Genomic DNA, 24,195 nt, shown 5'->3' with positions numbered 1-24,195 from the left:
CCGCGGCTGTTCCCGCAGGCTGTTCCCGCAGGCTGTTCCCGCGGCCGGCACGCCAACCTGCCGGCCCGCCAACCTGGGCGGCATCGCAACGCAAAAGGCTGCCGCGGCCGGCACCGAAGGGGATCGGTTCCGGCCCGCAGCAGCCTCTTCCGGACCGCGGCGGTGGGGGGACCGCTGCGGCCAAGCTGTTGGGTCGGCTCAGGCCGCGGTGTCCGCCCGGCCCTGCTTCAGGCCCTGCTCGAACTGCTCGCGCGTGGCGTAGGAAGTCTGCGTCCCGCGGCGGGTGACCGAATCCGCGGCGTAGGCATTCGCTGTGGCCAGGGAACCCGGAACGTCTCCCGTTTCCACCAGGCAGTGGCTGAAGCAGCCGATGAACGCATCCCCTGCCCCCGTGGTGTCCAACGCGGCCACGGTGCGGCCTTCCACCAAGGTGGAACCGGCGGCGGACAGCCACAGCACTCCGCGCGAGCCCATGGTGACAATAACGTTCTTCACCCCGCGGTCCAGGATGGTCTGCGCTGCAGCCTGCACTTCTTCCAGCGTCTGCACCGGCATGCCAGTGAGCAGTGCCAGTTCGGTTTCATTCGGCACGAAGTAGTCACACCGGGCTACCTGGGCGAAGTCCAGGTCCGGGCTGGCCGGTGCCGGGTTGAGCAGCACGGGGATGCCTTGCCGGTTGCCGAAGTCGATGGCTGCGTAGACGGTCTCCAAGTTCACTTCCAGCTGCAGCACCATCAGTTTGCACTGCGCAATGGCCTCGGCGGCGTCCTCAATGTCCGCCGCCGTCAGGAAGGCGTTGGCGCCCTTGGCAATGACAATCGAGTTGCGGGAGTTGTCATCCACGAAGATGGGCGCGACGCCGCTGGTGGCGTCCGTGTCCAGCACGTAGGTGGTGTCGATCCCGTTGGCCTCGAAGTTGCGCCGGGTGGTTTCGGCGAAGGCGTCGTTGCCCACCCGGGTCAGCATCAGCACCGAGGAACCCATGCGGGCGGCGGCCATCGCCTGGTTGGCTCCCTTGCCGCCGCAGCCCATGGCGAAGTCCCGGGCCTCAACGGTTTCCCCTTCGTCCGGCATCCGGCTGAGGTAGGACACCAGGTCCACCATGTTGGAACCGATTACTGCAATATCCATGGGGCTATGCCTTCTCTTTGATGCCGGTGCTGACGTGGAAGGAGCGGGTGGCTCCGGGCGCCAGTTCAATTAGTGTCCCTGCGGCCTTGGCTGCCAGGAAGCCTTCGGGCCGCGAGGTGCCGGGCAGGACAAACGAGGCCACTTTCTGGTCCGGGTCGTGCAGCAGCCAGCGGGTGGCCACCGGGAACTCGGCGCCGGAGAACCGGGTGCAGAACGTGACGCCGTCGGTGCGCTCCAGCCGGAATTCCAGCTCGTCCCCTGCGGGCAGGTTATCCGCGAGGAACACGATTTCCGGGTCGTAGCCATGTGAAGCGTCCACCACGTCGGCGGGAACCTTCCCGGTGCGGATGGCCTCGTTCAGGACCGTCCACTCCGGCGTCGGGAATACGTGTGCCGGGACGGTTTCCCGCAGCCGGAACGCGCCGTCGGGCAGGGACTGCGTCATGCGGGCCCCGTCCGAGTAGGCGTAGTTCATGTGGCACATGTACTGCAGCGGCATGGTGCGGGCCGCGGACAGGTTGGTCACGGACAGGTCGATGTCGAACATGGCCGAACCGGCGGTCAGCCGGACAGCGGGAACGGCCTCGTAATGGTCACCGAATCCCTTGACGTATTCGTAACGTCCGGAGACGGCCACGGAATCGCCGGTGATTTCCAGCCACGCTTCGTCAAAATCCGCGCATGGGAACTCCCCGTGCAGCGGGTGGGAGTCTTCGGGTGCGGGGCAGCCGGCGGCAAGCAGTCCGGAGTGGAAGGCGAAGCAGCCGTAGGTGTCCTCGACGAGCGTGGCGGGATAGGGCTGCCGGAAGGGCGAGTCCATCCGCAGGCTCACGCCGTCGAACTCCGCGTCCCAGACCATCTGGCCCAGGAACGGCAGGACCTCGACCCGGCCGCGGGAGTTTGCCACGGTGACGGATTCGACGCCGCTGGGATAGCGGAACGCGGTGACCGTGAACTCCGCGGACTCCACCAGGGTTGCTTTGACGGCGGAGAAGGAACTCCGGTCCAGGTTAATGCGATACATGCTCGGGATTCCTTTCCGGGGTGCCGGCGACGCCGGTGCGGGCTTCGCTGCGGCGCAGGTGGCGGAAGTGCATAAAGACCACCAGGAAGCAGACCAGGGAGACCACGAAGGAGATCTGCAGCGAGTCGGTCAGGTCCGAGGCCAGGCCCTGGACGACGGGGATGACCGCGCCGCCGACAATGGCCATGACCAGCACGGCGCCGCCGGTTTCGGTGTGCCGTTTGTCCGTGATGGTGTCCAGGGTGCGGCCGAAGATGGTGGCCCAGCAGGGTCCGAAGAGGCCGGAGACCAGGATGGCGGCCCAGACGGCGGTGATGTTCGGAACCAGGATCACGTAGACGAGGGCCAGGCTGCCGAGGACGGCGAAGCCCATCAGGACCGCATTGACGTCGAAGCGGGTAATCAGGAAGTTGGCAACAACCTTGCCCAGGAAGAACGCGATGAAGGCGAAGAACATGTAGTTGGTCGCGCTGCGTTCGTTGAGCGAATCGTCCAGGTTCAGGGCCAGCCGGATGGTGAAGGACCAAACGGCGGTCTGCATGCCCACGTACATGAACTGGGCGAAGATACCGCGCAGGAATTCCTTGTTCCGGGCCAGGTAGGCCAGCGTCTCGCCGATCCGCGCGGTTGCTTCATGGGTCTTGTCGCGCAGCGGCTTGCAGTGCGGGAACTTAGTCAGGGCCACCACAATGAACACGACCACGAGGATCATGATGATGTATTTGTACGGCATCAGGGTGCGCTGCAGCATGTCCGCGCTGAAGGCAACCTTCTCGTCCGCCGACATGGTGGCCATCTGGCTTTCCAGCTTGTCCCCGTCGGTGAAGACCAGGTACTTGCCCAGCAGGATGCCCAGGATGGAGCCGATGGGGGTGAAGGTCTGGGAGACGTTCAGGCGCCACGTGGAGGTGGGCTTGGGACCAAGCAGGGTGGAGTACGTGTTGCAGGCCGTCTCCAGGAAGCTGAGGCCAATGGCAATGGCGAACAGCGCCACCAGGAACATGCTGTAGGTGGCCATGTGCGAGGCCGGGAAAAACGCCGCGCAGCCCAGGATGTAAACGCCCAGGCCGATCAGGATGCCGGTCTTGTAGGTGAAACGGCGGATGATCCGTGAGGCCGGAATGGCGATGATGAAGTAGCCGCCGTAGAACGCCGACTGGACAAACGCGGTGGCCAGGTCCGAGAGGGTGAACACGGACTTGAACTGCGTAATGAGGATGTCGTTCAGGCTGGCAGCGGCGCCCCACATCGGAAAGCAGAGCGAAATGAGCAGGAACTGGAACCACGGGATACGGCTGAGGTAGCCGTCCGGCTGCTGGACGGCGGAGGTCTTGAAGAGCATCAGATGGTGCTGCCTGCGAGGATGCTTGCGCCGGCGGAAGCACCGATGCGGGTGGCGCCTGCTTCCACCATGCGGGCCAGGTCCTCGGCGGTGCGGACGCCGCCGGAAGCCTTCACGCCAAGGTCCGGTCCAACCGTTTCGCGCATGATGCGGACCGCTTCCACGGTGGCGCCGTGCTTGGAGAAGCCGGTGGAGGTCTTCACGAAGTCTGCACCCGCGGCAACGCTGCAGCGGGATGCTTCCTCGGTCTGCTCGGCGTCGAGCAGGCAGGTTTCCAGGATGACCTTGACCAGGGCCTTGCCCCGTGCGGCCTCGACGACGGCGCGGATCTCCGCTTCGACGTCGTCCCAGGCACCGGCGAGTGCCCAGCCGATGTTGATGACCATGTCCACTTCGTCCGCGCCGTTGGCGATGGCGTCGGTGGTTTCGAAAACCTTGACGGCGGTGGTGGATGCCCCCAGCGGGAAACCGACCACGGTGCAGATGCCTACCGGTGTGCCCTGGGCGGCGCGGCTGGCCAGGCCAACCCATGCCGGGTTGACGCACACCGTCTTGAACTCGTGTTCAACGGCTTCCTGGACAAGGGTTTCGATCTGCGTTGCGGTTGCCGTCGGGGCAAGCAGGGTGTGATCGATGAGCTGCGAAATCTTCGACATGTGAGCCTCCTCATTGAGGGTGTTCACTCACTGTAGAAGTGGCTCGGAACACATGTCAAATTGCTCTTTTACATGTGTGCAGCCCGTCGAAACGGCCCGCTAGGAAGCCGCCCGCTGCTGGGTGGCGCGCAGCACCTGCCCTGCCGTTGCGGCGTCGATCACCAGGTGCGTGGCGTAGCCGGACCGCAGCGCCGCCTCGATGGCGGCCACCTTGTCCTCTCCCCCGGCCACAAGCAGCCGGGTGCGGATTCCGCGCAGGTCCCCCAGCGTGATCCCGACCGTCCGCTCGTCCAGCTGCGGCACGCAGGCGTTGCCGTCGTCGTCGATAAACCGGGAGCAGATATCCCCGACGGCACGGGCTGCGATGCCGGCCTTCTCGGTCTCGCTGAGGTAGCCCAGGTTGAACAACATGGCGTCGGCGCGGATGGCGCCCACGGTGAAGACGGCGACGTCGGCATCCCGGCCCATCTCGATGACGCGTTGAATGTGTTTCTCCGCCTCGACCAGCCGTTTGACCTCCACGCTGTCGAAAATCACCGGCAGCGGCAGGGTGCGGGCAAAAGCACCGAAGGCATTGCAGAAGAGCGTGATGGTTTCAAAGTCGTTGGTCACCCGGGTGGTGTAGGACACCCCGCCCTTGAGCTGGATGATTTCCACGCCGCTGCGCTCCTGCCGGCTGAGGTTCCGGGCCACCGAATACATGGTCTGCCCCCAAGTCACGCCCACCGTGTCGCCGTCGTTCACGTTTTCGGCCAGCACGGCGGCGCCCACCTTCCCGAGCTGGCCCACCAGGTCCGTTCCGTTTTCGGGCACGACGGCGAGGCGGACGTCCCGGAGCCCGAACACCTCGCGCAGCTCTGCGGCGAGGGAGGACTCCGCTTCCCGCGGATCGTGGATGCGGATGCTGACGTATCCGCGGTCCTTGCCGTACTGGATGAGCTTGGACACCGTAGGCCTGGACAGGCCCAGGCGCTCGGCCACCTCGCTCTGGGACAGCCCCGCTTCGTAGTAGAGCTTGACCGCGTCCAGCGCCTGGTTCTCGCGTGCGTCCATCAAAGTGACCCCCTTGTCGCTTCTCCCCATGAGTCGCATAGGTGATTGTTCCATCTTGCGACGCCAGTCACACAACAGGGCCGGCCGCGGGTGGATTCCGCGGCCGGCCCTGTCCGGTGAAGCCGGCTGGTCGGATGACGTCTTTTCGTGCCGGCGCTACACCGTTTCGTGCTCCGGCTCGGCGTCGGGAACCCGACGGTCATTGCGGCGGTGGCGCAGGTGCTGCAGTGCGCTGACTACCAGTGCCGCGACCAGCACCAGGTAGAGCGTGACGGTGATGGGACTGCCCACCAGGATGCCGAGGTCCCCCTCGGATACAGCCAGGGCGCGCCGCAGTTCCGTTTCCGCCATCGGACCCAGGATGACGGCGATTAGCAACGGCGCCAACGGTATGCCGTAGCGGCGCATCATGAAGCCGACCAGGCCGATGCCGATGAGCAGCCACAGGTCGATCAGGGAGGAACTCACCGCGTAGACGCCCAGCACCGAAAACACGGTGATGCCGGCGTAGAGGTAGTGCCGGGGAATGCTCAGCAGCTTGGCCCACACGCTGGCGAACGGCAGGTTGATGATCAGCAGCATCACCAGGCCGATGAACAGCGAAGCCAGCAGCGCCCAGACCAGGTCCCCGCTGCGTTCGAACAGCAGCGGGCCGGGCTGCATGCCGTACTGCTGGAAGGCGGCCAGCATGATGGCGGCGGTGGCCGACGTCGGCAGGCCCAGGGCCAGCAGCGCGCCCATCGCGGTACCCGCGGTGGCGTTGGATGCCGCTTCCGGTGCGGCCAGCCCCTTGATGGAACCGGTGGTGCCGAACTCCGGGTCCTTCCGGCGCTTGGCGAGCTGCTTTTCTGTGCCGTAGGCCAGGAAGGTGGGGACTTCGGCGCCGCCGGCCGGGATCAGCCCGAAGGGTGCTCCGAAAGCGGTGCCGCGCAGCCAGGACGGAAGTGCCTTGCGGAAGTCCTTGAAGTTGATCCGGGCGTTGCCGCCGGACTCGATCCGGGTGGCGACGGGGTCGCGGTGGATCCGCGAGGCCACATGGAAGACTTCACCCAGCGCGAGCAAGCCCACGGTGATGACAATGACAGAGATCCCGTCAAACAGCTGCGGCATGCCGAGGGTGAACCGGGCGGTGCCGCTGGGGCCGTCGATGCCCACCAGCGCCAGGGCCAGGCCGATGCCCAGGGCAGCCACGCCGCGGATCACGGATTCGGAGACCACCGCGGAGATGGCCAGGAACGCGAAGACGGCCAGCGCGAAGTATTCGGCCGGCCCGAACACGGTGGCCAGCTTCACCAGCGTGGGGGCGAAGAACACCACCAGCGTGGTGGCGATCAGGCCGCCGATGAAGGCGCCGATGGCCGCGGTGGCCAGCGCCTTGGCGGCGTGTCCGTTCTTAGCCATCCGGTGGCCCTCGAAGGTGGAGGCAATGGCTGAGGAGTTGCCCGGCGTGTTCAGCAGGATGCCTGCCGTGGAATCGCCAAACAGTCCGCCGAAGTAGATGCCGGCGAACATAATGAACGCCGCGGTGGGTTCCAGTGAGAAGGTCACCGGCAGCAGCAGGGCCACCGCCATGGCGGAGCCGAGGCCGGGCAGGACGCCGACGGCGGTGCCCAGCACCGCGCCGATAAGCACCCAGAGCAGGTTTACGGGGGTCAGCGCGTGGGCGAACCCTTCAAAAAGCAGTGCGAGCTGATCCATCAGAGCATCCCTCCCAGGAAGCCGGAGGGCAGGTTGAGGCCGAGGCCGGCGCTGAAGGCCAGCTGCACGGCAGAGGCGAAGAGCAGGGATACCCCCACGTCAAAGCCGGGGCGCTTGCTGCCCATGGCGTAGCAGATCACCCAGAACAGGAACGCGGCGCTGAGGATCCAGCCCAGGATGTTCAGTGCCGCGGTAAAGACCACCACGCCGCCCACCACCAGGCCCACGGTGCGCCAGTCGGAGTAGGTTTTCCAGTTCCGCTGCCCCTCCCCTGCTGCGGGGTGTTCGGCGGCGAATTCGTGTTCACCGGAAAGGTCGTCCAGCATGGCGCCGGAGAAGTTGCCGCGGCCGGGATGGATCCGGGTGTCGGGGATGACGGGACGGCGGATTATCGAGATCGCCAGGGCGGTGGCGACGGCGAACAGGGCCACGCAGACCAGGATGGGGAAGAACTGCGGCCCGGGTGTTGCACTGCCCTGCACGTTCATGGTGGCGGTGCCGACCGCCAGGAAGACGGCTATGGCGTAGAGGACCGCTACGACAATCAGTTCGCTGCGGCCTTCCAGTGCGCCGCCGCGCCGGTTGGTGGACTGCTGCACGGGTGCCGGTTTGTCCTGGGCAAGGCTCATAGTCCCAGCTCCTTCACGATTGACTGTGCCGTGGAAACTTCTTCTTCGATGAAGTCTTCGAATTCCTCGCCGGTGGCAAAGCTGTCCGTCCAGCTGTTGCGTTCCAGCGTGTCCTTCCATTCCTCGGAGTCGCGCATTTCGGTGATGATGGCGATGAATTCGGCCTTCGCCTCGTCCGAGATGCCGGGGGCTGCGACGACACCGCGCCAGTTGGACATGGAAACGTCCACTCCCTGCTCCATGAAGGTGGGCACATCAACGCCGTCGAGCCGTTCCTCCGAGGAGATGGCCAGTGCCCGGAGGGTGCCGGCTTCGATCTGGTCCGCCACCTCGTTGTAGCCGGACATGCCGGCCACGGTGGTGTGGGACAGCAGGGAGGTCAGGGCTTCGCCGCCGCCGGAGTACGCCACATAGTTCACGTCCCGGGGATCAATGCCGCTCTTTTGGGCCAGCAGCCCGCTGAGCAGGTGGTCGATGGATCCCAGGGACCCGCCGCCTATCGAGTTGGCGCCCGGGTTCGCCTTCCACGCGTCGAGGAAGTCGGCCAGGGTCTGGATTTCGGAGTCGGCCGGGACCACCAGCACGGCGTAATCGTCCGCGAGGCGGGCGATGGGCACGACGTCGGCCATGGACTCGGGATTGTCCGCCAGTTCGATGGCCCCCACCATCACGCCTCCGGTGACCAGCAGCGCGTCTTCGCGCCCCGGGGTCTGGACAAACTGGCTCAGGCCGATGGTGCCGCCGGCGCCAGGCACGTTGACTACCTGCGGATTGTTCACTACGCCGTTGCTGCGGAGCGCCTGCTGCGCCTCGCGGGCAAACCCGTCCCAGCCGCCTCCGGGGGCGGCCGGAGCGATGAGCGTGAGTTTGCTGCGTGCGGTTGCCGTGCCGCCGGATGCTGCTGCGTTGACGAACGCCAGCACCGTGACCACGGCTACGACCAGGGCAAAAAGCCCGGTGCGAATGGTCTTTTTCATATTTCCCGTTCCATTACTTCGTTGTCGGAGGGGGTGGGGCGCGTTGTACACAATGCAATACAGCTATACCCGAAGTGACCTGCATCACTCTAGTCCCAAACGCGGCTCCGGTAACAAAAGGAAGATGTGCCTCAACATTTCGCCGTCGTTGGATCGGGTAGGGAATCTGCGTAGACTCTTCCCCGTTCGCAGATTGAATGTATACAGTTGTATGCAACAGCAACGAGGAGTGCATCATGACAGAAGTGCCGGAGACCGTCAGGACCGAAGTAGTGGTGGTGGGCGGCGGCAACGCCGGGTTTACCGCCGCACACGCCGCAGCCGAACGCGGACGAAAGGTGATCCTCCTGGAGAAGGGTGCCGAGGAACTTTCCGGCGGCAACAGTTTCTACACCGCCGGCGCCACGCGGATTGTCCACGGCGGGCTGGAGGACCTGGCCGGACTGGTGGAACCCGATGACCGGCACGCCTCCACCGTGGTGCCGCCTTACACCGCAGAAAACTACGCCTCGGACCTGGCCAAGGTGACTGAAGGGCGCAACGACCCGGAGCTGACCGAGGTCCTAATTGCCGAAAGCCGGTCCACCCTGCGCTGGCTTAACGGCCTGGGACTGAGGTACCGGCTGATGTACGAGCGCCAGGCCTACGAGCGTCCGGACGGCAGCTACCTGTTCTGGGGCGGGCTGCACGTGGGAAACGTGGGCGGCGGCGAAGGCATGATGGCGGACCACGTCCGGGTGGCCCGGGAGCTGGGCACTGACATCCGTTACGCCAGCCCCGCGACCCGCCTTGTGGTCGACGGCGGCCGCGTCACCGGCGTCGTCGTTAGCGGACCCGTTGGTGAGTACCGGATCGAAGCCGAGTCCGTAATCCTCACCGCCGGCGGCTTTGAATCCGATCCGCAGCTGCGCCGGGAACACCTGGGCGAAGGGTGGGAGAACGCGAAGGTGCGCGGCACCCCGTACAACACCGGCGACATGATCCTGGCTGCGCTCGACGCCGGCGCCGGCCGCGGCGGGGACTGGAACACCTGCCACAGCGTGCAATGGGATGCCTTTACGCCGGAGAACGAAAGCAACCGTGAGCTGACCAACCGGCTCACCCGGCAGAGCTACCCCCTGGGCATCATTGTGAACCGCGACGGCGAGCGGTTCCTGGACGAAGGTGCAGACTTCCGCAACTACACGTACGCCAAGTACGGCAAGGAAATCCTCCGCCAGCCCGGGTCCGTCGCCTGGCAGATATTCGACGCCGCGCTGCGCCCGATGCTGCGCACCGAGGAATACGACATGCCCGGTGTCTCCGTGGAAACCGCGGACACCATCGCGGAGCTGGCCGCCAAGACCGGCATCAGCCCCGAAGCGCTGGAGAAAACCGTAGCGGACTACAACTCCTCCATTGACCGCAGCGTGGAGTTCGATCCCAACGTGCTCGATGGCCGGGGCGCCCAAACCGCTCCGGTGAAGAGCAACTGGGCGAATCCGCTGGAAACCGGGCCGTTCTACGCGTTCGGCGTCACCTGCGGCATCACCTTTACGTTCGGCGGGGTCCGGGGCGATACCTCCGGTCGGGTGCTGGACACCGAGGGCAACGCCATCCCGGGGCTCTTCGCCGCGGGCGAGATGCTGGGCGGACTCTTCAGCATCAACTACCCCGGCGGGTCCGGCCTGGCCGCCGGCTGCGTCTTCGGCCGCCGGGCCGGCGCGCTGGCCTGACTGCGCCGGCCTGACTGCGCCGCGCTGGGCCGGCGTGACTGCGCCTCGCTGGCGTCACCGCGTAGGGCCGGTGTGACCGCGTAATGTTGGGACCGACAGTTTCGGTTATATTCCGTATCTCTTCGAGGACGTTCAGTGGCCCAAGCAGCATCAGCACGTATTGACGGTGAGGCGATCTTCGCAACGCTGCGCAGTGAGATCCTCTCCGGCGTGCACAGCCCCGGTACGCCCATGCGGGAGGTAACCCTGGCCGAACGCTTCGGCGTCTCCCGGACTCCGGTCCGGGAGGCGCTCTCCCGCCTGCAGCAGGAACGCCTGTTGGAGCGGGTGGCACGAGGGCTGCAGGTGCCCGAAATCGATCCGGCACAGGTCATCCAAATCTATGACATGCGGATCATGCTCGAAGAAGAAGCGGCCGGACAGGCAGCCCGCGCGCGGCAGTTCACCGACCTGATGCGGCTGGAGGCCCTGCTGGAACGCGACCGGCAGCTGACGGAACCTGATGACACCACGCGGATCACCACCAATCTGGAATTCCACGCGGCGGTGTGGGCCTGTGCGCACAATCCAGTCCTGACGGATCTGCTGGAGCGGCTCAGCACGCACCTGGTGCACGCCCCGCAGTCCACGCTGTCCGTGGAGACCCGCTGGGATACCGCACTGGCCGAGCATGCGGCCCTGATCGAGGCCATTGAGCGGCAGGACGTGGATGAGGCACGCCGCATTGCCCGTGCACACATGGAAACAGCCCGCCAGATCCGTCTGAAGCTCCTGCGCGAAGGGGCGCTGCGTCAGCCGCTCCGGCCGTTCACGCGCTAGTGCTGCGGGGCGTAGGTCAGCGGTTCCGTGATCCACTCAATGTCGCTCCACGGATCCATCCGCTGCAGGATGTCGAAGCTGGTGCGGCAGAAGTCCACCACCGCACGCTGGGGATCGGGGGTGGAGAAAGCGTCCTTGAGGGTGAGGATGAATTCGCTGGACTTGGTGAGGAACTCTGCCTGGGGCGGCGCCAGCATGCTGCCGTAGCTGCCGATGTTGGACAGGAACGGATAGGGCATCACGTAAAACGCCGGTTCGATGGAGGACGGGTCGCCGGGCCAGAAACCGAACTCGCAGAACCGCTCATCGAAGCTGTTTGCGGCAATGGCTCCCTTGCCCGGATAGGGAGCGGACTGGCCGCTGTAAATCGCTCCGGAGATGTCCATGGTGCCGAACCAGTACGCCGGCAGATGCACCTTGCCGCGTACCGGTGCCAGGAACTGTGACAGGCTCCGCTGGGCGAAGTGCAGGTTGTCCAGGAACAGTTCCACGGCATGCCTGTCGTAGCTGTGGTGCTTGGTGTCGGCATCAAAAGGCACTGGATCATAGAATTCCTGCGGCTCCGTGTTGATGGGCGTGGGAGCTTCGATGAACTCAAGGGCATCCATTAGCTGCTGGTAGAAGCCGGCCACGCTGAGCCCGTCGGTGAGGTCCAGCCGGGTGCGGATGTAATTGGTGTTCTGCACATCGACGTGGTGCTCACGCAGGTTGAAATAGATCTCGAAGTTGGTGTCCGGACCGGGGATCACGCCGGTGCCGATACCCTGCACCGTCAGCGGCATCCGTACATGAGCCCACTCCGGTTCCGGACAGCTTCGTTCCACTTTCACCTTGCCGGCCATCTGCAGGAACAGGTGCAGGGTATCCGCGGTGGCCTGCCAGTCGGGATAGTTCAGGAAGTTCTTGTCCATGGGAAGCACCTCTGCTCGGGGACGGACCTCGCACCTGCTGCTCTTAGTGTGAAACCCGTCCCCGGACACGGTCAACGGCCGCGATTACGTGGACAGGGGTGTCCGGCGTTCGGCGTCGTCTGCCAGGACCGCCTCGCTGAGGGCCTCGCCGCGGCGCTCGTCGCTGTAGACCATAAGGGTTGATCCCACCAAGGCAAGGACAATGGCAATCAGCCCGTAGGTGGAAGGCAGCGTCTGGTACACCGCAAGGGATACAACAATGGTCAGTGCCGGCGCCAGCGCATTCGTGACCGGTGAAACGATGGACGCCTTCCCCCGGCTGAGCGCCATCACGAGGAACAGGGCGCCTACGGCATTGAGCAGCTGGGTTGCGGCGGTCAGGGCCGGTGCCTGCCACGGGGCATCAAGCGGGATTCCGCCGCCGGCTACAAGTGCAACAGGTGCGAGCAGCAGGCCGGTGATCGCCATCCAGGCGAAGGTGGTCGCGTCATTCACGCCGATGGTTGCCGCTTTGCGCATAAAGAACGCCTGCACGCCCCAGGCTACGCAAATCAGGATTGAAAGGAGCAGCCAGGTCCCCGCACTGGCATCGTCATCCCCGCTGGAGATGCTGAACAGGACCAGTGCGGCAAGGACGGCCACCAGCCCGAGTACTGCAATCTTGGTGAGTCTCTCCCGGAGGAAGACGATCGCCATCACAACAGTGATGGCCGGGGAGATCGAGATGATCGGAAAGATGAGGTATGCCGGTCCGCGGGACAGTGCCTCGAAAAGAAGCAGCTGGCCGCCTGCGCCGGTCAGCCCCACAAGTACGCCGTATACAGCCGCCATGGGACGCCGGTCGAATTTCTGCCGGCGGAGGGCAAACGCCGCCGGAATGATCATGGTTAGTGACCAGATCACGTACACCATTTCGTTCGGATATCCGTAGAGCGTGGTGGGAGAGGCGGAAAAGGCGCCCCAAACGCCCCAGAAAAGAATCAGGAGCGAAGCGTAGACAATCCAGGACTGGGTTTTCCTCATGGTGGTGTCCTTAGGTCGTGGGTTGCAATTGCTGGAGGTTCTCGAGCGCCGGATCGGACAACGGTTGGCCCGCAGTCCGTGCGGCATACAGGGCAGCCCCAATTCCCGGCCCGAGGAGAGGCGTGCGAAGTTCGTAGCGGAACGCGCGGAATCCGATCGCATCGCTGAACATGTTCCGCATGTAAGCGGAACCGAACATTCCGCCGGAATAGGAAAGCGGAACCGCTTCATCTGCGCAATAGCTGAGGTTCATAGCGGTGACGTCGACAATCTGCACAAGTTCACGGCACGCGTCACGGATGATTTCCGCGGCAAGTCCGTCGCCCAATTCCGCGGCCTGGACCACCGTCTTTGACAGGTCCGCGATTGCCATCCGCCGGCCGTGCCACTCGTTTTGGACAATGCCGACCAGGTCCAGGTCGTTGGAGATATTCATGCGTGCCCGCATCACGTCGTAGAGCTCGCTTCGCTGCTTCCGCCCGTCGCTCATCCGTGAAAAGGCGTTCAATCCGCGCACGGCAATCCAATATGCGGATCCTTCGTCCCCGAACAGCTCGCCCCACCCTCCTGCCCTATAGGTACGGCCTGCGCGCTCGCCGTAGGTCATGGAACCGGTCCCGCTGATGACGTTGATGCCGTCCGCTGCAGCGAGCGAGCCGGACCATCCGCAAATCATGTCGTTGTCGCACGAGTAGCGGGACGATCCCAGAATGCCCTCCGGCATGGCACGGAGTTCCGCCACATCCCCGCTGACCTCTCCGTAACCCGGGAGCCCGAAAAATGACTGTGTGATGTCTGCGGGGGCTATGCCTGATTGCAGGGATATTTCTTCTATGCCTTTGCGCAGAACTGTTGCTACAAGCTCAATGCCTTCGTCCACGTAGTAGCAGCTTGGCTGCTCCACTTCGGCCAGTACTCGGCCGGTTGCGTCAATCAGGACAAACGCTGTTTTCGTTCCTCCTCCGTCAACACCTAAATATGTACGCATTCCGGTGGCTGTAGGCGCAGTAAATCCAGGCATGGCCCGCTCCTTTTGGCGTTTGCGTCCCGCGTCGTACCTGCGATGAGTAAAGTGTTCGCTTTGCGCAATAAATATCAATACCCGGTGCTAAAGTGAGCAGAAATTTTGCGCGGATGGGAGGCGGCCGCCATGTCAGACCGGGGAATAGAGGAACTCCGCCCCCATGCCATCAGCAGGAAACGCCTCAACCGTATGCACCGGATATTGTCCGTGCTTCACAACGAGCACTATGCCTCCCTGGACGGTCTCGCCCAGCAATTAGGGCTATCCAAAGCGACCCTTCGACGCGACTTGGCCGCCCTGGATGAACAGGGGCTCTTGATCAGGACACACGGCGGCGCAAGGGCCAGGGGCTCGAGCAGGGAGATTCCGGTGCGGCTGCGGGACGCCCAGGCGCCGGGGACCAAAAGCCTTATTGCACGGCAGGCGGCGCTCATGATTCCATCAGGGCCCCACGCCCTTGCAGTCAGCGGCGGCACCACGACGCAGGAAGTCGTACGCGCTCTCCACTATCGAACGAACCTGACCATCATTACGAACGCATTGACCATTGCCGTCGACTGCGCCGCGAATCCGAGGCTGAACGTCATCATCACCGGGGGTACCGTCCGCGCCAGCTCGCTCGAGGCAGTGGGGCCGCTATCCGAATCGGCCTTCGCGTCAATGAACATCGGCACTGCTGTCCTTGGCACTGACGGGATCAGCGTCGAGGGCGGAGTGACTACCCATGACGCCACGGAGGCCCGGACCAACCGGGCGATGGTCGAGGCGGCCCAGCGCGTTATTGTCGTTTCCGACGGATCAAAGGTCGGCAAAATGACCCTGGCGAAAATGGCGGAACTACGTCAGATCGACGATTTCCTGACAGATGAAACCGCAGACCCGACGGCGTTGGAGAAGATATCCCGGGCGGGTGTAAGGGTCCACGTTGTGGCCCGCGCCCGCTAGCCCGCGAGGGGAAGGAGGGACTGCTCCCTGCTGCCGCCGACAACTGTCCGCAGGTTTTCCGGGTAATCCGTAATCACAGCGTCCACCCCCAGCGCCAGGACCTTCGCGCTGTGTGCCGGAGCATTGACCGTGTAGACCCACAGGCCCAGTCCGGCAGCGCGGACCGCTGCGGCGCCGTCGTCGGTAAGGCACAGGTGATTAGCCACCACCCCGGCTGTCCGCGGATCCAACCCGTCCAGGAGCAGGGCGTCCGGATCGGCGTCGACCAGCTGCCATGCCGGCAGGTTGCAGTCAGCCGCCTTGCCCACGGCGGCGGGGTCAAAGGAACTGACCGTCACCGGCCGGGTTTCGCGCAGCCGCACCCAGTCATCATGGTCGGCCAGCATTGAGGCAAGGGCCTGTTCAACGCCCGGCGAGCTGGCCGGCGCCTTGATCTCCAGGTTGATGCCCAGGTCAAAACCCACCGCCTCGGGAAGGTCGGCGAGGAAGAGCACCGGCTCTCCGGCGTACTGCGCGTCGAAATACGCTCCGCAATCCAGCCGGCGAAGCTCTCCTGCAGTAAAGGAAGTGATCGGATCGCCGGCCCGCAACGGGTAGACCTGCGCCACGTTGGTAGTGCGGAAGCCGGTCTCGTCGTGGAAAAGGAACAACTCGCCGTCGGCCGTGAGGCGGACATCGGTTTCGATCATGTCGGCTCCGGCTGCACGCGCCCGGGCGAAGGAAGCCGCTGTGTTTTCGGGTGCCGAACCGCTGTTCCCGCGGTGCCCCACCACCAGCGGAGGGTGCCCTTGAAGTGCCGTCTGTCCTGTCTTGTATGCCACCTGCGGGGTACCTCGTCACACTTCGCACATTGATGTTGCAGCCGCCGCCGGACGGTGGCTCGTCCACTTCGACGTTAGGCCTCCCGCGGGCCTGGCGCCGAACTTCGTGCCCAACGCCACGGCTGTATGTGTGCCACGCTAACTGCCCGGATTTACGGGGTCGCGAACGCTAGGCTAACGGTGCGTGAACACCCCGCTTGGGGGTTCGCGGGCACTGTCAGGGGAAATATGCGGTTACACCATGTCCAGGTTTCAATGCCGGCCGACGGCGAAGACTCCGCCCGGCGCTTCTACGGCGAGGCGCTGGGCCTGACGGAGGTGCCCAAGCCGCCGTCGCCGAACGGTTCCACTGCAAGGACCCGTTCGGAAACCGGGTGGAGATCCTCTCCCCTCCGGCAGAGGTTTCGGCGTTGAGTATCCAGCAGCCGGTGGAAGAGATCCGGGACGAGATCCTTTCAGCCGCTGCCGCTGTCCGGGACGCAGCCCGCCTGGAGAACGACGACTGGCGATCCGGGGTGGCCGCAAGGATCGAAGGGTTGTTTGCGGGTGTGACCGAAGCGGGCGACCTGCGGGAGCGCGCTGCCGATTGTCTTGGCCTCTATGGCGGAATGGGGTCCTTCTCAGACGTTGGAACCGAACTCATGTCTGATGCCGTGTCCAAGCTGCGCGTTCCCCTGGTCCGTGCGCGGGCCTTCGAGGCCGAATAGACCGGAGGCGAGATGGAACCTGCTGGCCCAAGTATCAGTATGCTGATCTTCGGTAAACGGAGAGAGGAACGTCTTTGGGCTCGTGGTATGACGCGTTGCTGTGGGGAACGGTGGCCGGATCGGCGCTGGTGATCGGGTCCGCCATTGCGTGGAAATGGCATATCCCGGCGAAGATCGTCTCTTCGGTGATGGCTTTCGGCGCCGGTGTTTTGATTTCCGCCCTGGCCTTTGAGCTGGTGGACGAGGCCGTGGAATCCGGCGGCCTCGCGGCCACCGTCTGGGGTTTCCTCGCCGGCTCGGTGGCGTATGTGGGGGCCAATACCCTGCTGGCCCGGGCCGGTGCCCGGCACCGGAAGCGTTCCGGGGACAAGCACCCCCGCGAGGAGGACAGTCCGGGCAGCGGCGGCGCCATTGCAGTGGGTGCACTGCTGGACGGCATTCCGGAATCCGTAGTGCTGGGTTTGGGGCTGGTAACGGCGTCAGCGGTCAGCCCGGCCATGCTTGCTGCTGTCTTCATTTCCAACGTGCCCGAGGGGCTTTCCAGCACTGCGGGTATGAAGCGTTCCGGGCGCAGCGCCAAGTACGTTTTCGGTGTGTGGGGCGGTATCGCGATCCTGTGCGGACTGGCGTCGTTGCTCGGCTTTGTTGCCCTGCAGGGTGCACCCGTGGAGCTGATCGCCTTCATTACTGCCATTGCCGCCGGAGCCATCCTGGCCATGCTCGCGGACACGATGATTCCCGAGGCTTTCGAAGAGAGCCACGTGCTGACCGGTCTGATTGCTTCCTTCGGGTTCCTGGTCGCCTTTTCCATTCACCGTTTGGGCTGAGTACCGGGGCGGGAGGTGGTGGCGTCAGGGCCAGACGGGCTTTACGTGTCCGGAAGGTCCCGTCCGCGAATCAATGCCAGCCCGAGGTTGTGGCCCGCTTCTGCCATGACTGCGGTGCCGTAGTCCGCAAAGCCGCCCGCTCCCCCGCGGTACAGTTCCAGCGACTTAGCAGCGGATCGACGCAGCGACTGCTCATCGGTAATTCCTGTAAACATGGCTTCCACCCAATCGGCCACGTTCTCCCGCTGCTCATCGTCGTCGGTGAGTGCTGCGTGACGAAGCCCCCTGACTGCCGAAAGAACGCCGTCACGCACTTCTGCCACGGCTTCCTGCCCGGTGGGCGGTGTTCCGTCCTCAGTCCGGTGAGCAGAAGTGAGTTGCCGGACCTCGAAGGAGGCAGCGGCACTTGGGGCCGTCTCGCCGCGAAGCCGTTCCATTCCTTGGACCGCTTCCGATCGGCTGGCGAACTGCGGGCTCCGGCGGATAAAGTCGCCGTTTTCTTCAAAAACCCGGTATTCCCACAACGGGCGCGGATACGAATGCTGGACCAAGGCCCACGGCCCGTCCCCTAGCTCGAAACGGGGGTTTGAATACCTCAAAGATGCTCCTTCTGTATTACCTCACCAGCCGGGACGATCAACCGTCGCCTGCCACCTGCGGGCCGCGGGTGGCGGGTCGCGGGTCGCCCCCATGGCGAGCCTACCCCCGCCGCCAACGTTGCCGGGCAACCGGCGATGTGTGCCTTCCAGCGCGGCCCTCCGGGGAGAAACATGGTCAGTTTTTGGAGGGTAGGTAGCGGTGTCAAAAAGACGGGTATTTGGAGTTTCCTACAAGGTCGTTTTGACCCTCTTTTGGGGCCGGAAATGTCAGTGCCGGATGAAATCCTTGAGGCATGGATCAGCTCGGGAACACCGAACGGATAACCGAAGAAGCAGAGACAAAACACCAGTCGGCTAAAGGCCAGGCTGGTAAGGCGGGTGCCTCCGACTCGGAGCGCACACTCGCAGTTTTCCGGGCTGATTTGCATGTAGCGGTTAACGACGCCGGACAAGTCGGCGGTGGCTTCGACGCCGCGGCCTCCACCACCGCCTATGCCGGCGCTGCCGGAAATCCAGGCGCTGCCGGAGATCCAGGTTTTGACTCCGGTTTTCCGGACGGTTTCAGCGGGGTGCTGGCCCTGCAGAACCTTGAATCCTTTGACGAGCAGGCCACCTGCGATGTTTTGGCCCGCGTGGTCCATCTGGTGCGTTGGACACAGGCACAGGAGGCCCGCCTGATCCACCATATGGAGGAACTCTTCCGGTCCGGTCTCTGCAAGGATGCGGGCCGGGAAGAAGCCGGGCTCGCGTTCAGCCTCGCAGCTTCGGAATGCGCAGCTATTTTGAACGTCCCGCAGACCACCGCGCAGGGAATGATGTTCGAAGCGGACAGGCTCTGCAGCACCCATACCGCCACCCTGGCCGGACTGGAAGCAGGACGGTTCAGCTACGGGCACGCTCAAGTAGTGCTCGACCAGTGCGAGACCATCCCCGCGGCGGAGCTTCCCGGGTTCGAGTCCGAACTGCTGGCCAAAGCAGAAGGCGTAACGAGGAGCCAGTTCTGTGCCAAGGCCCGGCGGCTGCGGGAGAGGAAATATCCCCAAACCATTCCCGAACGGCATCTGACGGCCTTCGATAAGCGGCGCGTCATCCTGGACCGGGACGAAGACGGCATGTCATGGCTGTCCGCCCACTTGCGGGCCGCGGAAGCCCAGCAGATCTACACAGCCTTGAGCACTGCAGCCCGAGGCGAACAGGCCGCCGGTGACTCCCGGACTGCGGACCAGCTGCGCGCCGATGTCCTGGCCCAGCTGCTGATGGGCGGCCTCAGCTCGGCCCCGTCAGGTGCACGAACCGGAGCAGGCGCCGAAGCAGGCGGTGGAGCAGATAGTAGAGCGGGCAGTGGAGCAGGCGGCGGTGCACGATGCGGAGCAGACGGCGGAGCAGGTAGTAGAGCGGGTAGTGGACCTGCCGAGGCCGATCCCGACGCCTCAGCAGTCCTGCCGCGGGCGGAAATCATGGTCCTGATCAACGCCGAAACCCTCTTCGGTGCCAACGAGGAGCCGGCTGAGCTCCACGGCTACGGTCCGATCAGCGCCGAAGAAGCCCGCCGACTGGCCCGCAACGCTGCGGGGTGGACAGGTCTGGCCCAGGATCCGAAGACCGGCGAAATCCTCGGCGTGGGCAAGCGCCGGAAAGTCCCCGCCGGACTGGCCCGCTGGCTACGCGCCCGGGACGGGACCTGCCGGTTCCCCGGTTGCAGGGTCAGCACCGCCGTCACGGAAATTGACCACACCATCGACTGGGCGGCAGGTGGTCCCACCGAGCACGGCAACCTTGAACACCTGTGCCGCCGGCACCACCGGTTCAAGACCCTGGGCTTCTGGAAGGCCTCCCAGCCCACGCCGGGCGTGATCGAGTGGACCTCACCCACGGGGCGGGTTTATCGTACAGAACCCTTCCTGGAATTCGGATCTGCACCCTCAACGCGTGAGTCCGACGACGTGTTGGAACCCGCACCCTTCTGAACGTCTGTGCCCCAGCAGCCGGGCATCAACCTTCGCCTCCCAACCTCAGCTCCCCGATCCCCGCGACCCGACCGGTGCAGCCACCGGCGCCGTGCTCTGCCGCACCACCAGTGACGTGGCCAAATCCAGTCGCAGGTTGTTGGGCCGCTCCCCCTCGAACAACCGCACCGCCATCCGAGCTGCTTCCTCGGCCATCTCGATCAGCGGCTGGTGCACCGTGGTCAGCGCCGGGCTGGACCACTGCGCCACCTGCAGGTCGTCATACCCAACAATGGACAGCTCCTCCGGAACGCTGATGCCCAGCTGCCGGGCGGCGTCGAGCACCCCGAGCGCCTGCAGGTCGCTGCCCGCAAAAATGGCGGTGGGCCGGTCCGGCAGGGAGAGCAGTTCCAAGGCGTGGTCGCGGCCGCCGTCCACATGGAAGTTCCCGTACCGGATCAGCTCCCGGTCCAGGGGCAGGGCTGCAGCATTGAGCGCGGAACTGTAGCCGTCAATCCGGGCCAGGGAACACATCATGTCCTCCGGCCCGGTAATGGCGGCAATGCGCGTGTGCCCCAAATCGATCAGGTGCCGGGTGGCCATCATGCCGCCGGACCAGTTCGCCGAACCCACAGAGGGCACATCCGGTGCCGGGTCACCCGCCGGATCGATGATGACAAAAGGAATGGACCGTGCTTCGAGTTGGCGGCGCGAGTCCTGGGCCAGGTCGGAGAACACCAGCACGACGCCGACCGGCCGGCGGGCAATCACGCCTTCCACCCACTCGGGCGACGGCGCGTGCCGGGTACCGCTTTCGGTCAGGACCACGCTCAGTCCCTTTTCACGGGCCACATTCTCCACCCCGCGGATGATCTCCAGCGCCCACGCACTTTCGAGTTCGTGGAACACCAGCTCGAGCAGCCGCGACTTCGCTCCTCCCTTCCGCCGGTAGCCGTGATCCTCCAGCAGCGCCTCCACTTTCGCCCGGGTGGCCCGCGAAACATCGGACCTGCCGTTCAATACTTTCGAAACTGTGGACAGGGAAACATCGGCTTCCGCAGCCAGATCAGCCAGGGTGACCGGGCTCTGCGGGACGGATGACGGCATGAAGTGCCCTTCGGTGAGGCGATACAAAAACGGAAACCAGTTTATCGAAAAGTGTTGCGCATCACATTACGCCCAACTTATGCTGACCGCGTCAAGTAACTTTCGATCAATATACCGAAACTTTCGGAAGGTGTTCAAAGATGAACAAGCCCTCGCTACGGACCCCGGTCCTGGCCGCAGCCAGTACGCTGGCCCTCGGCCTCACGCTGGCCGGCTGCGGAGGAGGCGGCGAGTCCGCTTCCTCAGACCGTCCCGAGAACGAGGTTCACGTCCTCGTTTACGGAGACGCGAGCAACGACGTCGAAACCGCCATGGTGGACCGCTTCAACGAAACCTCCGATGTAAAGGTTGTCCTGGACACCATCCCCGGCGCCGACTACCAGCAGAAGCTCCAGACGGTGATGAGCACCGACGCCGCACCGGACATCTTCTTCAACTGGGGCGGAGGCAGCATCTCCAACTTCGTGGACGCTGACCTGCTGATGCCGCTGGATGACTTCATCGAAGAGGACCCGCAGCTCAAGGACGCCTTCCTGCCCTCGGTGTTCGACGTCGCCTCGGTGGACGGCACTCCCTACGGCATCCCGATGCGCGGCACCCAGCCGGTCATGCTGTTCAACAACAAGGAAGTCCTCGCCTCTGTGGGCATCACCGAATCCCCGAAGACGTGGGATGACCTGCTCGCCGCCGTCGACAAGCTCAAGGCAGCCGGCAAGACGCCCATTGCCCTGGGCGGAGGCGATGAATGGCCCACCCAGATGTGGTTCTCCTACGTTTATGACCGGGTGGCAGGTCCGGAACTCTTCCAGACCGCACTCGACGGCGACACCAGCGTGTGGGACTCCGAAGAGAGCCGGGAAGCCCTGGGCAAGCTCCGCGACCTGGTGGATTCCGGCGCCTTCGGCACCAACTTCCAGTCCGTGAAGTTCACCGACGGCGGCTCCCCCGCGCTGCTGGCAGGCGGACAGGCCGGCTTCGAACTGATGGGCTCCTGGGAGTACTCCACCATCCGGGACACCAACCCTGACTTCGTGGCCACCAACTTGGGCTGGAGCACGTTCCCCGAGATTGAGGGCGGGAAGGGCGACGCCGCCAACCTGGTGGGCAACACCAACAACTACTATTCCGTCCTCAAGGACACCCGGTACCCGGACACCGTGCGGGACTTCCTGAAACTGATGTACTCGGATGAATTCGTCGAGGCGCAGATGGCCACCGGCAACCTGCCCACCACCACCAGCACCGAGCAGTTCCTGGACCAGGCGACCAACCCGGAGTATGCCCGCTACCAGTTCGAGCTGGTGCAGGACGCCCCGAACTTCCAGCTCTCCTGGGACCAGGCCTATCCGCCGGCTGCCACCCCCACCATCCACAGCGCCGTGGCCGATTTCTTCGCCGGAAGCATCGACGAAGACGGTTTCATTTCGGCCATGCAGTCCCTGAAGAAGTAAACCGGGGCAAAGGCCAGACCATGACCACTCTGCTTCCCCCGCGGCCGCCGGCCGCATCGGACCACCCCGCCAAGGGGCATCCGGTGCGGCCGGGCCGGGCCCGCCTCAACCGTCCCGGCGTGGCATGGACCCTGCCCGCCACCGTGTTTTTCCTGCTCTTCGCCGTGATCCCGCTGATCGCCGTCGTGGTCCTGTCCTTTATGACCTGGACGGGCCTCGGCGATCCGAAGTTTGTCGGCATGGAAAACTGGCAGGAGCTGGCCGGAGATCCGGTAATGCTCAAGAGCCTGTGGCTGAGCCTGCTGTTCATTGTGCTCGGGGTGGCGACCCAAACTCCGGTGAGCATCCTCCTCGGTGTATGGGCGGCCGGGCCGCAACGCAACCGTGCCGTGCTCAGCGCCATCTTCTTCCTGCCGCTGCTGCTGTCCTCGGCAGCCATCTCCGTGCTGTGGCGGGCGCTGCTTGATCCAAACTTCGGCGTCCCGGCGCAGTTCCGCTGGCTGTTCGGAGACGGCAACCTCTTCGGCCACCAGCCCACCGCGATAGGCGTCATCATCTTTGTGGGCATGTGGCAGTTCACCCCCTTCCACACCCTGATCTACCAAGGGGCCGCCAAATCCGTTCCGCCGGTGCTCTACCAGGCCGCGGAAGTGGACGGAGCCGGACGGGCCCGGCAGTTCTTTTCCATCACCCTGCCGCAGCTGCGCAACAGCATCATCACCTCGGTGATCCTCATGGTGGTGGGCGGCCTGACCACCTTCGAAACGGTGCTGATCCTGACCAACGGCGGACCCGGAACAGACACCACCATCACCGCCTTCTACATGTTCGAGGAAGCCTTCCGCCGCTACAACTTCGGCATGGGTTCGGCCATTGCCGTGGTGCTGGTGGTGGTGGCCACCGCCATTTCCCTGGTCATGGTGAAGCTCTCCGGCTACGACAAAATGCGCAGCACCATGGAGGGAGTCTGATGCGTACCCGTCCCAATTACATTGCCGGCGCCGCCGTCACCCTCTGGCTGCTGATCGTGGCCCTGCCGCTGTACGTAATGGTGGCCGCCAGCGTGCAGAGCCGCACCGAATTCAGCGCCAACGGCCCGGTTGCCCTGCCCACCGGTTTCACGCTGGACAACTTCCTGGAGGTGTTCCGCAGCGGCTTCGGCAAGTACTTCCTGAACACCTTTGTGGTCACCGCCGGGGTGGTGGGCATAGTCCTGCTCGTGGTTCCGCCGCTGGCCTACGCCATTGTGCGCAGCCAGTCCCGGTCCACCACGCTGATCTTCAGGTTCTTCCTGCTGGGGCTGGCCATTCCGGTGCAGGCGGTGATTGTGCCGATGTTCTACCTGATCAATTCCGTAGGGCTGTATGACACTCTGCTGGGCATCATCCTGCCCACGGCGGCGTTCGCCCTGCCGATTTGCACCCTGATCCTCTCCGGGACCATGCGGGACATCACCCCCGACCTCTACGAGGCCATGTCCGTGGACGGCGCCTCCACGGCGCGCACGTTCCTGCGCCTGGTGCTGCCGCTGTCCAAGGGCGGACTGTCCACCATCGCCGTGTTCGCCGCCCTGCAGGGCTGGAACGGGTTCCTCCTGCCCCTGATCCTTACCCAGTCCGACTCCACCAAGGTGGTCACCCTGGGCCTGTTCAACTTCCAAACCCAGTACGGCATCAACGTGCCGGGCATCCTCGCCGCAGTGATGCTCTCCATGATTCCGGTGCTGCTGGTGTACCTCTTTGCGCGTCGCGCGCTGGTCCAGGGCCTTATGGGCGTGGGCGGAAAGTAGA

The 24,195-nt window shown here is 64.6% G+C and carries 23 protein-coding genes; 9 read left to right on the top strand and 14 right to left on the bottom strand.

Features of this window, described 5'->3' with window-relative positions; translation table 11 throughout:
* Positions 1-198 precede the first annotated feature (198 nt).
* From rbsK to LJ754_RS12580, 8 genes are all read right to left on the bottom strand, one after another.
* The gene (gene rbsK / locus LJ754_RS12615) at positions 199-1,131 is read right to left on the bottom strand and encodes a ribokinase (RefSeq protein WP_227926863.1); all 933 of its coding nucleotides are present in this window, start codon (positions 1,129-1,131) and stop codon (positions 199-201) included.
* Positions 1,132-1,135: 4 nt separating this feature from the next.
* Positions 1,136-2,155: an aldose 1-epimerase family protein gene (locus tag LJ754_RS12610; RefSeq protein WP_227926862.1), complete on the bottom strand. Its 1,020-nt coding sequence runs from the start codon at positions 2,153-2,155 to the stop codon at positions 1,136-1,138.
* Positions 2,142-3,497 (bottom strand): L-fucose:H+ symporter permease, encoded by a 1,356-nt coding sequence (gene fucP / locus LJ754_RS12605; RefSeq protein ID WP_227926861.1) that lies wholly within the window; start codon positions 3,495-3,497, stop codon positions 2,142-2,144. The genes LJ754_RS12610 and fucP overlap by 14 nt, the downstream gene beginning before the upstream one ends.
* Positions 3,497-4,153 (bottom strand): deoxyribose-phosphate aldolase, encoded by a 657-nt coding sequence (gene deoC / locus LJ754_RS12600; protein WP_227914353.1) that lies wholly within the window; start codon positions 4,151-4,153, stop codon positions 3,497-3,499. Before deoC ends, fucP begins: the two co-directional genes overlap by 1 nt.
* A 99-nt stretch (positions 4,154-4,252) precedes the next feature.
* Entirely contained in the window at positions 4,253-5,260 is a 1,008-nt protein-coding gene (locus tag LJ754_RS12595; RefSeq protein ID WP_227926860.1) for a sugar-binding transcriptional regulator, read from the bottom strand.
* A 102-nt stretch (positions 5,261-5,362) separates the two neighbouring features.
* Entirely contained in the window at positions 5,363-6,904 is a 1,542-nt protein-coding gene (locus LJ754_RS12590; RefSeq protein ID WP_227914358.1) for a tripartite tricarboxylate transporter permease, read from the bottom strand.
* A complete protein-coding gene (locus tag LJ754_RS12585; protein WP_227914360.1) occupies positions 6,904-7,533 on the bottom strand; it encodes a tripartite tricarboxylate transporter TctB family protein in 630 nt (209 codons plus the stop codon). The genes LJ754_RS12590 and LJ754_RS12585 overlap by 1 nt, the downstream gene beginning before the upstream one ends.
* Positions 7,530-8,510: a tripartite tricarboxylate transporter substrate binding protein gene (locus tag LJ754_RS12580; RefSeq protein WP_227926859.1), complete on the bottom strand. Its 981-nt coding sequence runs from the start codon at positions 8,508-8,510 to the stop codon at positions 7,530-7,532. The genes LJ754_RS12585 and LJ754_RS12580 overlap by 4 nt, the downstream gene beginning before the upstream one ends.
* Before the next feature lie 236 nt (positions 8,511-8,746).
* Here LJ754_RS12580 and tcuA point away from each other — a divergent pair, with 236 nt between their 5' ends.
* Entirely contained in the window at positions 8,747-10,225 is a 1,479-nt protein-coding gene (tcuA, locus tag LJ754_RS12575) for an FAD-dependent tricarballylate dehydrogenase TcuA (RefSeq protein ID WP_227926858.1), read from the top strand.
* A gap of 135 nt (positions 10,226-10,360) precedes the next feature.
* A complete protein-coding gene (locus tag LJ754_RS16965) occupies positions 10,361-11,044 on the top strand; it encodes a GntR family transcriptional regulator (RefSeq protein ID WP_227914365.1) in 684 nt (227 codons plus the stop codon).
* Here the strand turns inward: LJ754_RS16965 and LJ754_RS12565 are convergent.
* The 3 genes from LJ754_RS12565 to LJ754_RS12555 form a co-directional block, all read right to left on the bottom strand.
* A complete protein-coding gene (locus tag LJ754_RS12565; protein WP_227914368.1) occupies positions 11,041-11,955 on the bottom strand; it encodes a DUF5996 family protein in 915 nt (304 codons plus the stop codon). The two genes, LJ754_RS16965 and LJ754_RS12565, sit on opposite strands and share 4 nt — an antisense overlap.
* A gap of 84 nt (positions 11,956-12,039) precedes the next feature.
* The gene (locus LJ754_RS12560; RefSeq protein ID WP_227926857.1) at positions 12,040-12,978 is read right to left on the bottom strand and encodes a DMT family transporter; all 939 of its coding nucleotides are present in this window, start codon (positions 12,976-12,978) and stop codon (positions 12,040-12,042) included.
* A 10-nt stretch (positions 12,979-12,988) separates the two neighbouring features.
* Positions 12,989-13,966 carry an N-acetylglucosamine kinase gene (locus LJ754_RS12555; protein ID WP_227926856.1) on the bottom strand — a complete coding sequence of 326 codons (978 nt, stop codon included), beginning with the start codon at positions 13,964-13,966 and terminating at the stop codon, positions 12,989-12,991.
* A 162-nt stretch (positions 13,967-14,128) separates the two neighbouring features.
* Between LJ754_RS12555 and LJ754_RS16745 the strand changes: the two genes are divergently transcribed.
* On the top strand, positions 14,129-14,947 hold the full coding sequence (locus LJ754_RS16745) for a DeoR/GlpR family DNA-binding transcription regulator (RefSeq protein WP_227926855.1): 819 nt from the start codon (positions 14,129-14,131) through the stop codon (positions 14,945-14,947).
* Here LJ754_RS16745 and LJ754_RS12545 read toward each other — a convergent pair.
* Positions 14,944-15,768: a glycerophosphodiester phosphodiesterase gene (locus LJ754_RS12545; RefSeq protein WP_227926854.1), complete on the bottom strand. Its 825-nt coding sequence runs from the start codon at positions 15,766-15,768 to the stop codon at positions 14,944-14,946. The two genes, LJ754_RS16745 and LJ754_RS12545, sit on opposite strands and share 4 nt — an antisense overlap.
* Before the next feature lie 410 nt (positions 15,769-16,178).
* Here LJ754_RS12545 and LJ754_RS12540 point away from each other — a divergent pair, with 410 nt between their 5' ends.
* Positions 16,179-16,475, top strand: a complete 297-nt coding sequence (locus tag LJ754_RS12540) for a hypothetical protein (RefSeq protein ID WP_227926853.1) — start codon at positions 16,179-16,181, stop codon at positions 16,473-16,475.
* A 74-nt stretch (positions 16,476-16,549) separates the two neighbouring features.
* Complete coding sequence (locus LJ754_RS12535) at positions 16,550-17,302, top strand: ZIP family metal transporter (protein ID WP_227926852.1); 753 nt, start codon at positions 16,550-16,552, stop codon at positions 17,300-17,302.
* A gap of 41 nt (positions 17,303-17,343) precedes the next feature.
* On the opposite strand, the gene LJ754_RS12530 is transcribed toward LJ754_RS12535, so the two are convergent.
* On the bottom strand, positions 17,344-17,739 hold the full coding sequence (locus LJ754_RS12530) for a hypothetical protein (protein ID WP_227926851.1): 396 nt from the start codon (positions 17,737-17,739) through the stop codon (positions 17,344-17,346).
* Between the two features lie 455 nt (positions 17,740-18,194).
* On the opposite strand from LJ754_RS12530, the gene LJ754_RS12525 reads away from it, so the two are divergent.
* Positions 18,195-19,868 carry an HNH endonuclease signature motif containing protein gene (locus tag LJ754_RS12525; protein ID WP_227926850.1) on the top strand — a complete coding sequence of 558 codons (1,674 nt, stop codon included), beginning with the start codon at positions 18,195-18,197 and terminating at the stop codon, positions 19,866-19,868.
* A 45-nt stretch (positions 19,869-19,913) separates the two neighbouring features.
* On the opposite strand, the gene LJ754_RS12520 is transcribed toward LJ754_RS12525, so the two are convergent.
* Positions 19,914-20,954 (bottom strand): LacI family DNA-binding transcriptional regulator, encoded by a 1,041-nt coding sequence (locus tag LJ754_RS12520; RefSeq protein ID WP_227926849.1) that lies wholly within the window; start codon positions 20,952-20,954, stop codon positions 19,914-19,916.
* 140 nt (positions 20,955-21,094) lie between these two features.
* Here LJ754_RS12520 and LJ754_RS12515 point away from each other — a divergent pair, with 140 nt between their 5' ends.
* The 3 genes from LJ754_RS12515 to LJ754_RS12505 are packed head-to-tail and all read left to right on the top strand — an operon-like array spanning position 21,095 to position 24,194.
* Positions 21,095-22,405, top strand: coding sequence for an ABC transporter substrate-binding protein (locus LJ754_RS12515; RefSeq protein WP_227926848.1), 1,311 nt, complete (start codon positions 21,095-21,097; stop codon positions 22,403-22,405).
* 20 nt (positions 22,406-22,425) lie between these two features.
* Positions 22,426-23,376 carry a carbohydrate ABC transporter permease gene (locus LJ754_RS12510; RefSeq protein WP_227913355.1) on the top strand — a complete coding sequence of 317 codons (951 nt, stop codon included), beginning with the start codon at positions 22,426-22,428 and terminating at the stop codon, positions 23,374-23,376.
* A complete protein-coding gene (locus LJ754_RS12505) occupies positions 23,376-24,194 on the top strand; it encodes a carbohydrate ABC transporter permease (RefSeq protein WP_227913356.1) in 819 nt (272 codons plus the stop codon). The genes LJ754_RS12510 and LJ754_RS12505 overlap by 1 nt, the downstream gene beginning before the upstream one ends.
* Position 24,195 lies beyond the last annotated feature (1 nt).

Origin of the sequence: Arthrobacter sp. zg-Y40 (genome assembly GCF_020731535.1) — a bacterium.
Taxonomy (GTDB): domain Bacteria; phylum Actinomycetota; class Actinomycetes; order Actinomycetales; family Micrococcaceae; genus Arthrobacter_B.
This window is presented reverse-complemented; position numbering and strand designations above follow the sequence as displayed.

Bases quoted from the DNA above. Each gene is read 5' to 3' on its own strand.
- LJ754_RS12560 (WP_227926857.1), bottom strand. From the start codon at position 12,978: ATGAGGAAAACCCAGTCCTGGATTGTCTACGCTTCGCTCCTGATTCTT.
- tcuA (WP_227926858.1), top strand. From the start codon at position 8,747: ATGACAGAAGTGCCGGAGACCGTCAGGACCGAAGTAGTGGTGGTGGGC.
- LJ754_RS12555 (WP_227926856.1), bottom strand. From the start codon at position 13,966: ATGCGTACATATTTAGGTGTTGACGGAGGAGGAACGAAAACAGCGTTT.
- rbsK (WP_227926863.1), bottom strand. From the start codon at position 1,131: ATGGATATTGCAGTAATCGGTTCCAACATGGTGGACCTGGTGTCCTAC.
- LJ754_RS12610 (WP_227926862.1), bottom strand. From the start codon at position 2,155: ATGTATCGCATTAACCTGGACCGGAGTTCCTTCTCCGCCGTCAAAGCA.
- LJ754_RS12530 (WP_227926851.1), bottom strand. From the start codon at position 17,739: ATGGAACGGCTTCGCGGCGAGACGGCCCCAAGTGCCGCTGCCTCCTTC.
- LJ754_RS16745 (WP_227926855.1), top strand. From the start codon at position 14,129: ATGTCAGACCGGGGAATAGAGGAACTCCGCCCCCATGCCATCAGCAGG.
- fucP (WP_227926861.1), bottom strand. From the start codon at position 3,497: ATGCTCTTCAAGACCTCCGCCGTCCAGCAGCCGGACGGCTACCTCAGC.
- LJ754_RS12585 (WP_227914360.1), bottom strand. From the start codon at position 7,533: ATGAGCCTTGCCCAGGACAAACCGGCACCCGTGCAGCAGTCCACCAAC.
- LJ754_RS12590 (WP_227914358.1), bottom strand. From the start codon at position 6,904: ATGGATCAGCTCGCACTGCTTTTTGAAGGGTTCGCCCACGCGCTGACC.
- LJ754_RS12505 (WP_227913356.1), top strand. From the start codon at position 23,376: ATGCGTACCCGTCCCAATTACATTGCCGGCGCCGCCGTCACCCTCTGG.
- LJ754_RS12595 (WP_227926860.1), bottom strand. From the start codon at position 5,260: ATGGAACAATCACCTATGCGACTCATGGGGAGAAGCGACAAGGGGGTC.
- deoC (WP_227914353.1), bottom strand. From the start codon at position 4,153: ATGTCGAAGATTTCGCAGCTCATCGATCACACCCTGCTTGCCCCGACG.
- LJ754_RS12565 (WP_227914368.1), bottom strand. From the start codon at position 11,955: ATGGACAAGAACTTCCTGAACTATCCCGACTGGCAGGCCACCGCGGAT.
- LJ754_RS12520 (WP_227926849.1), bottom strand. From the start codon at position 20,954: ATGCCGTCATCCGTCCCGCAGAGCCCGGTCACCCTGGCTGATCTGGCT.
- LJ754_RS12515 (WP_227926848.1), top strand. From the start codon at position 21,095: ATGAACAAGCCCTCGCTACGGACCCCGGTCCTGGCCGCAGCCAGTACG.
- LJ754_RS12580 (WP_227926859.1), bottom strand. From the start codon at position 8,510: ATGAAAAAGACCATTCGCACCGGGCTTTTTGCCCTGGTCGTAGCCGTG.
- LJ754_RS12525 (WP_227926850.1), top strand. From the start codon at position 18,195: ATGGATCAGCTCGGGAACACCGAACGGATAACCGAAGAAGCAGAGACA.
- LJ754_RS12510 (WP_227913355.1), top strand. From the start codon at position 22,426: ATGACCACTCTGCTTCCCCCGCGGCCGCCGGCCGCATCGGACCACCCC.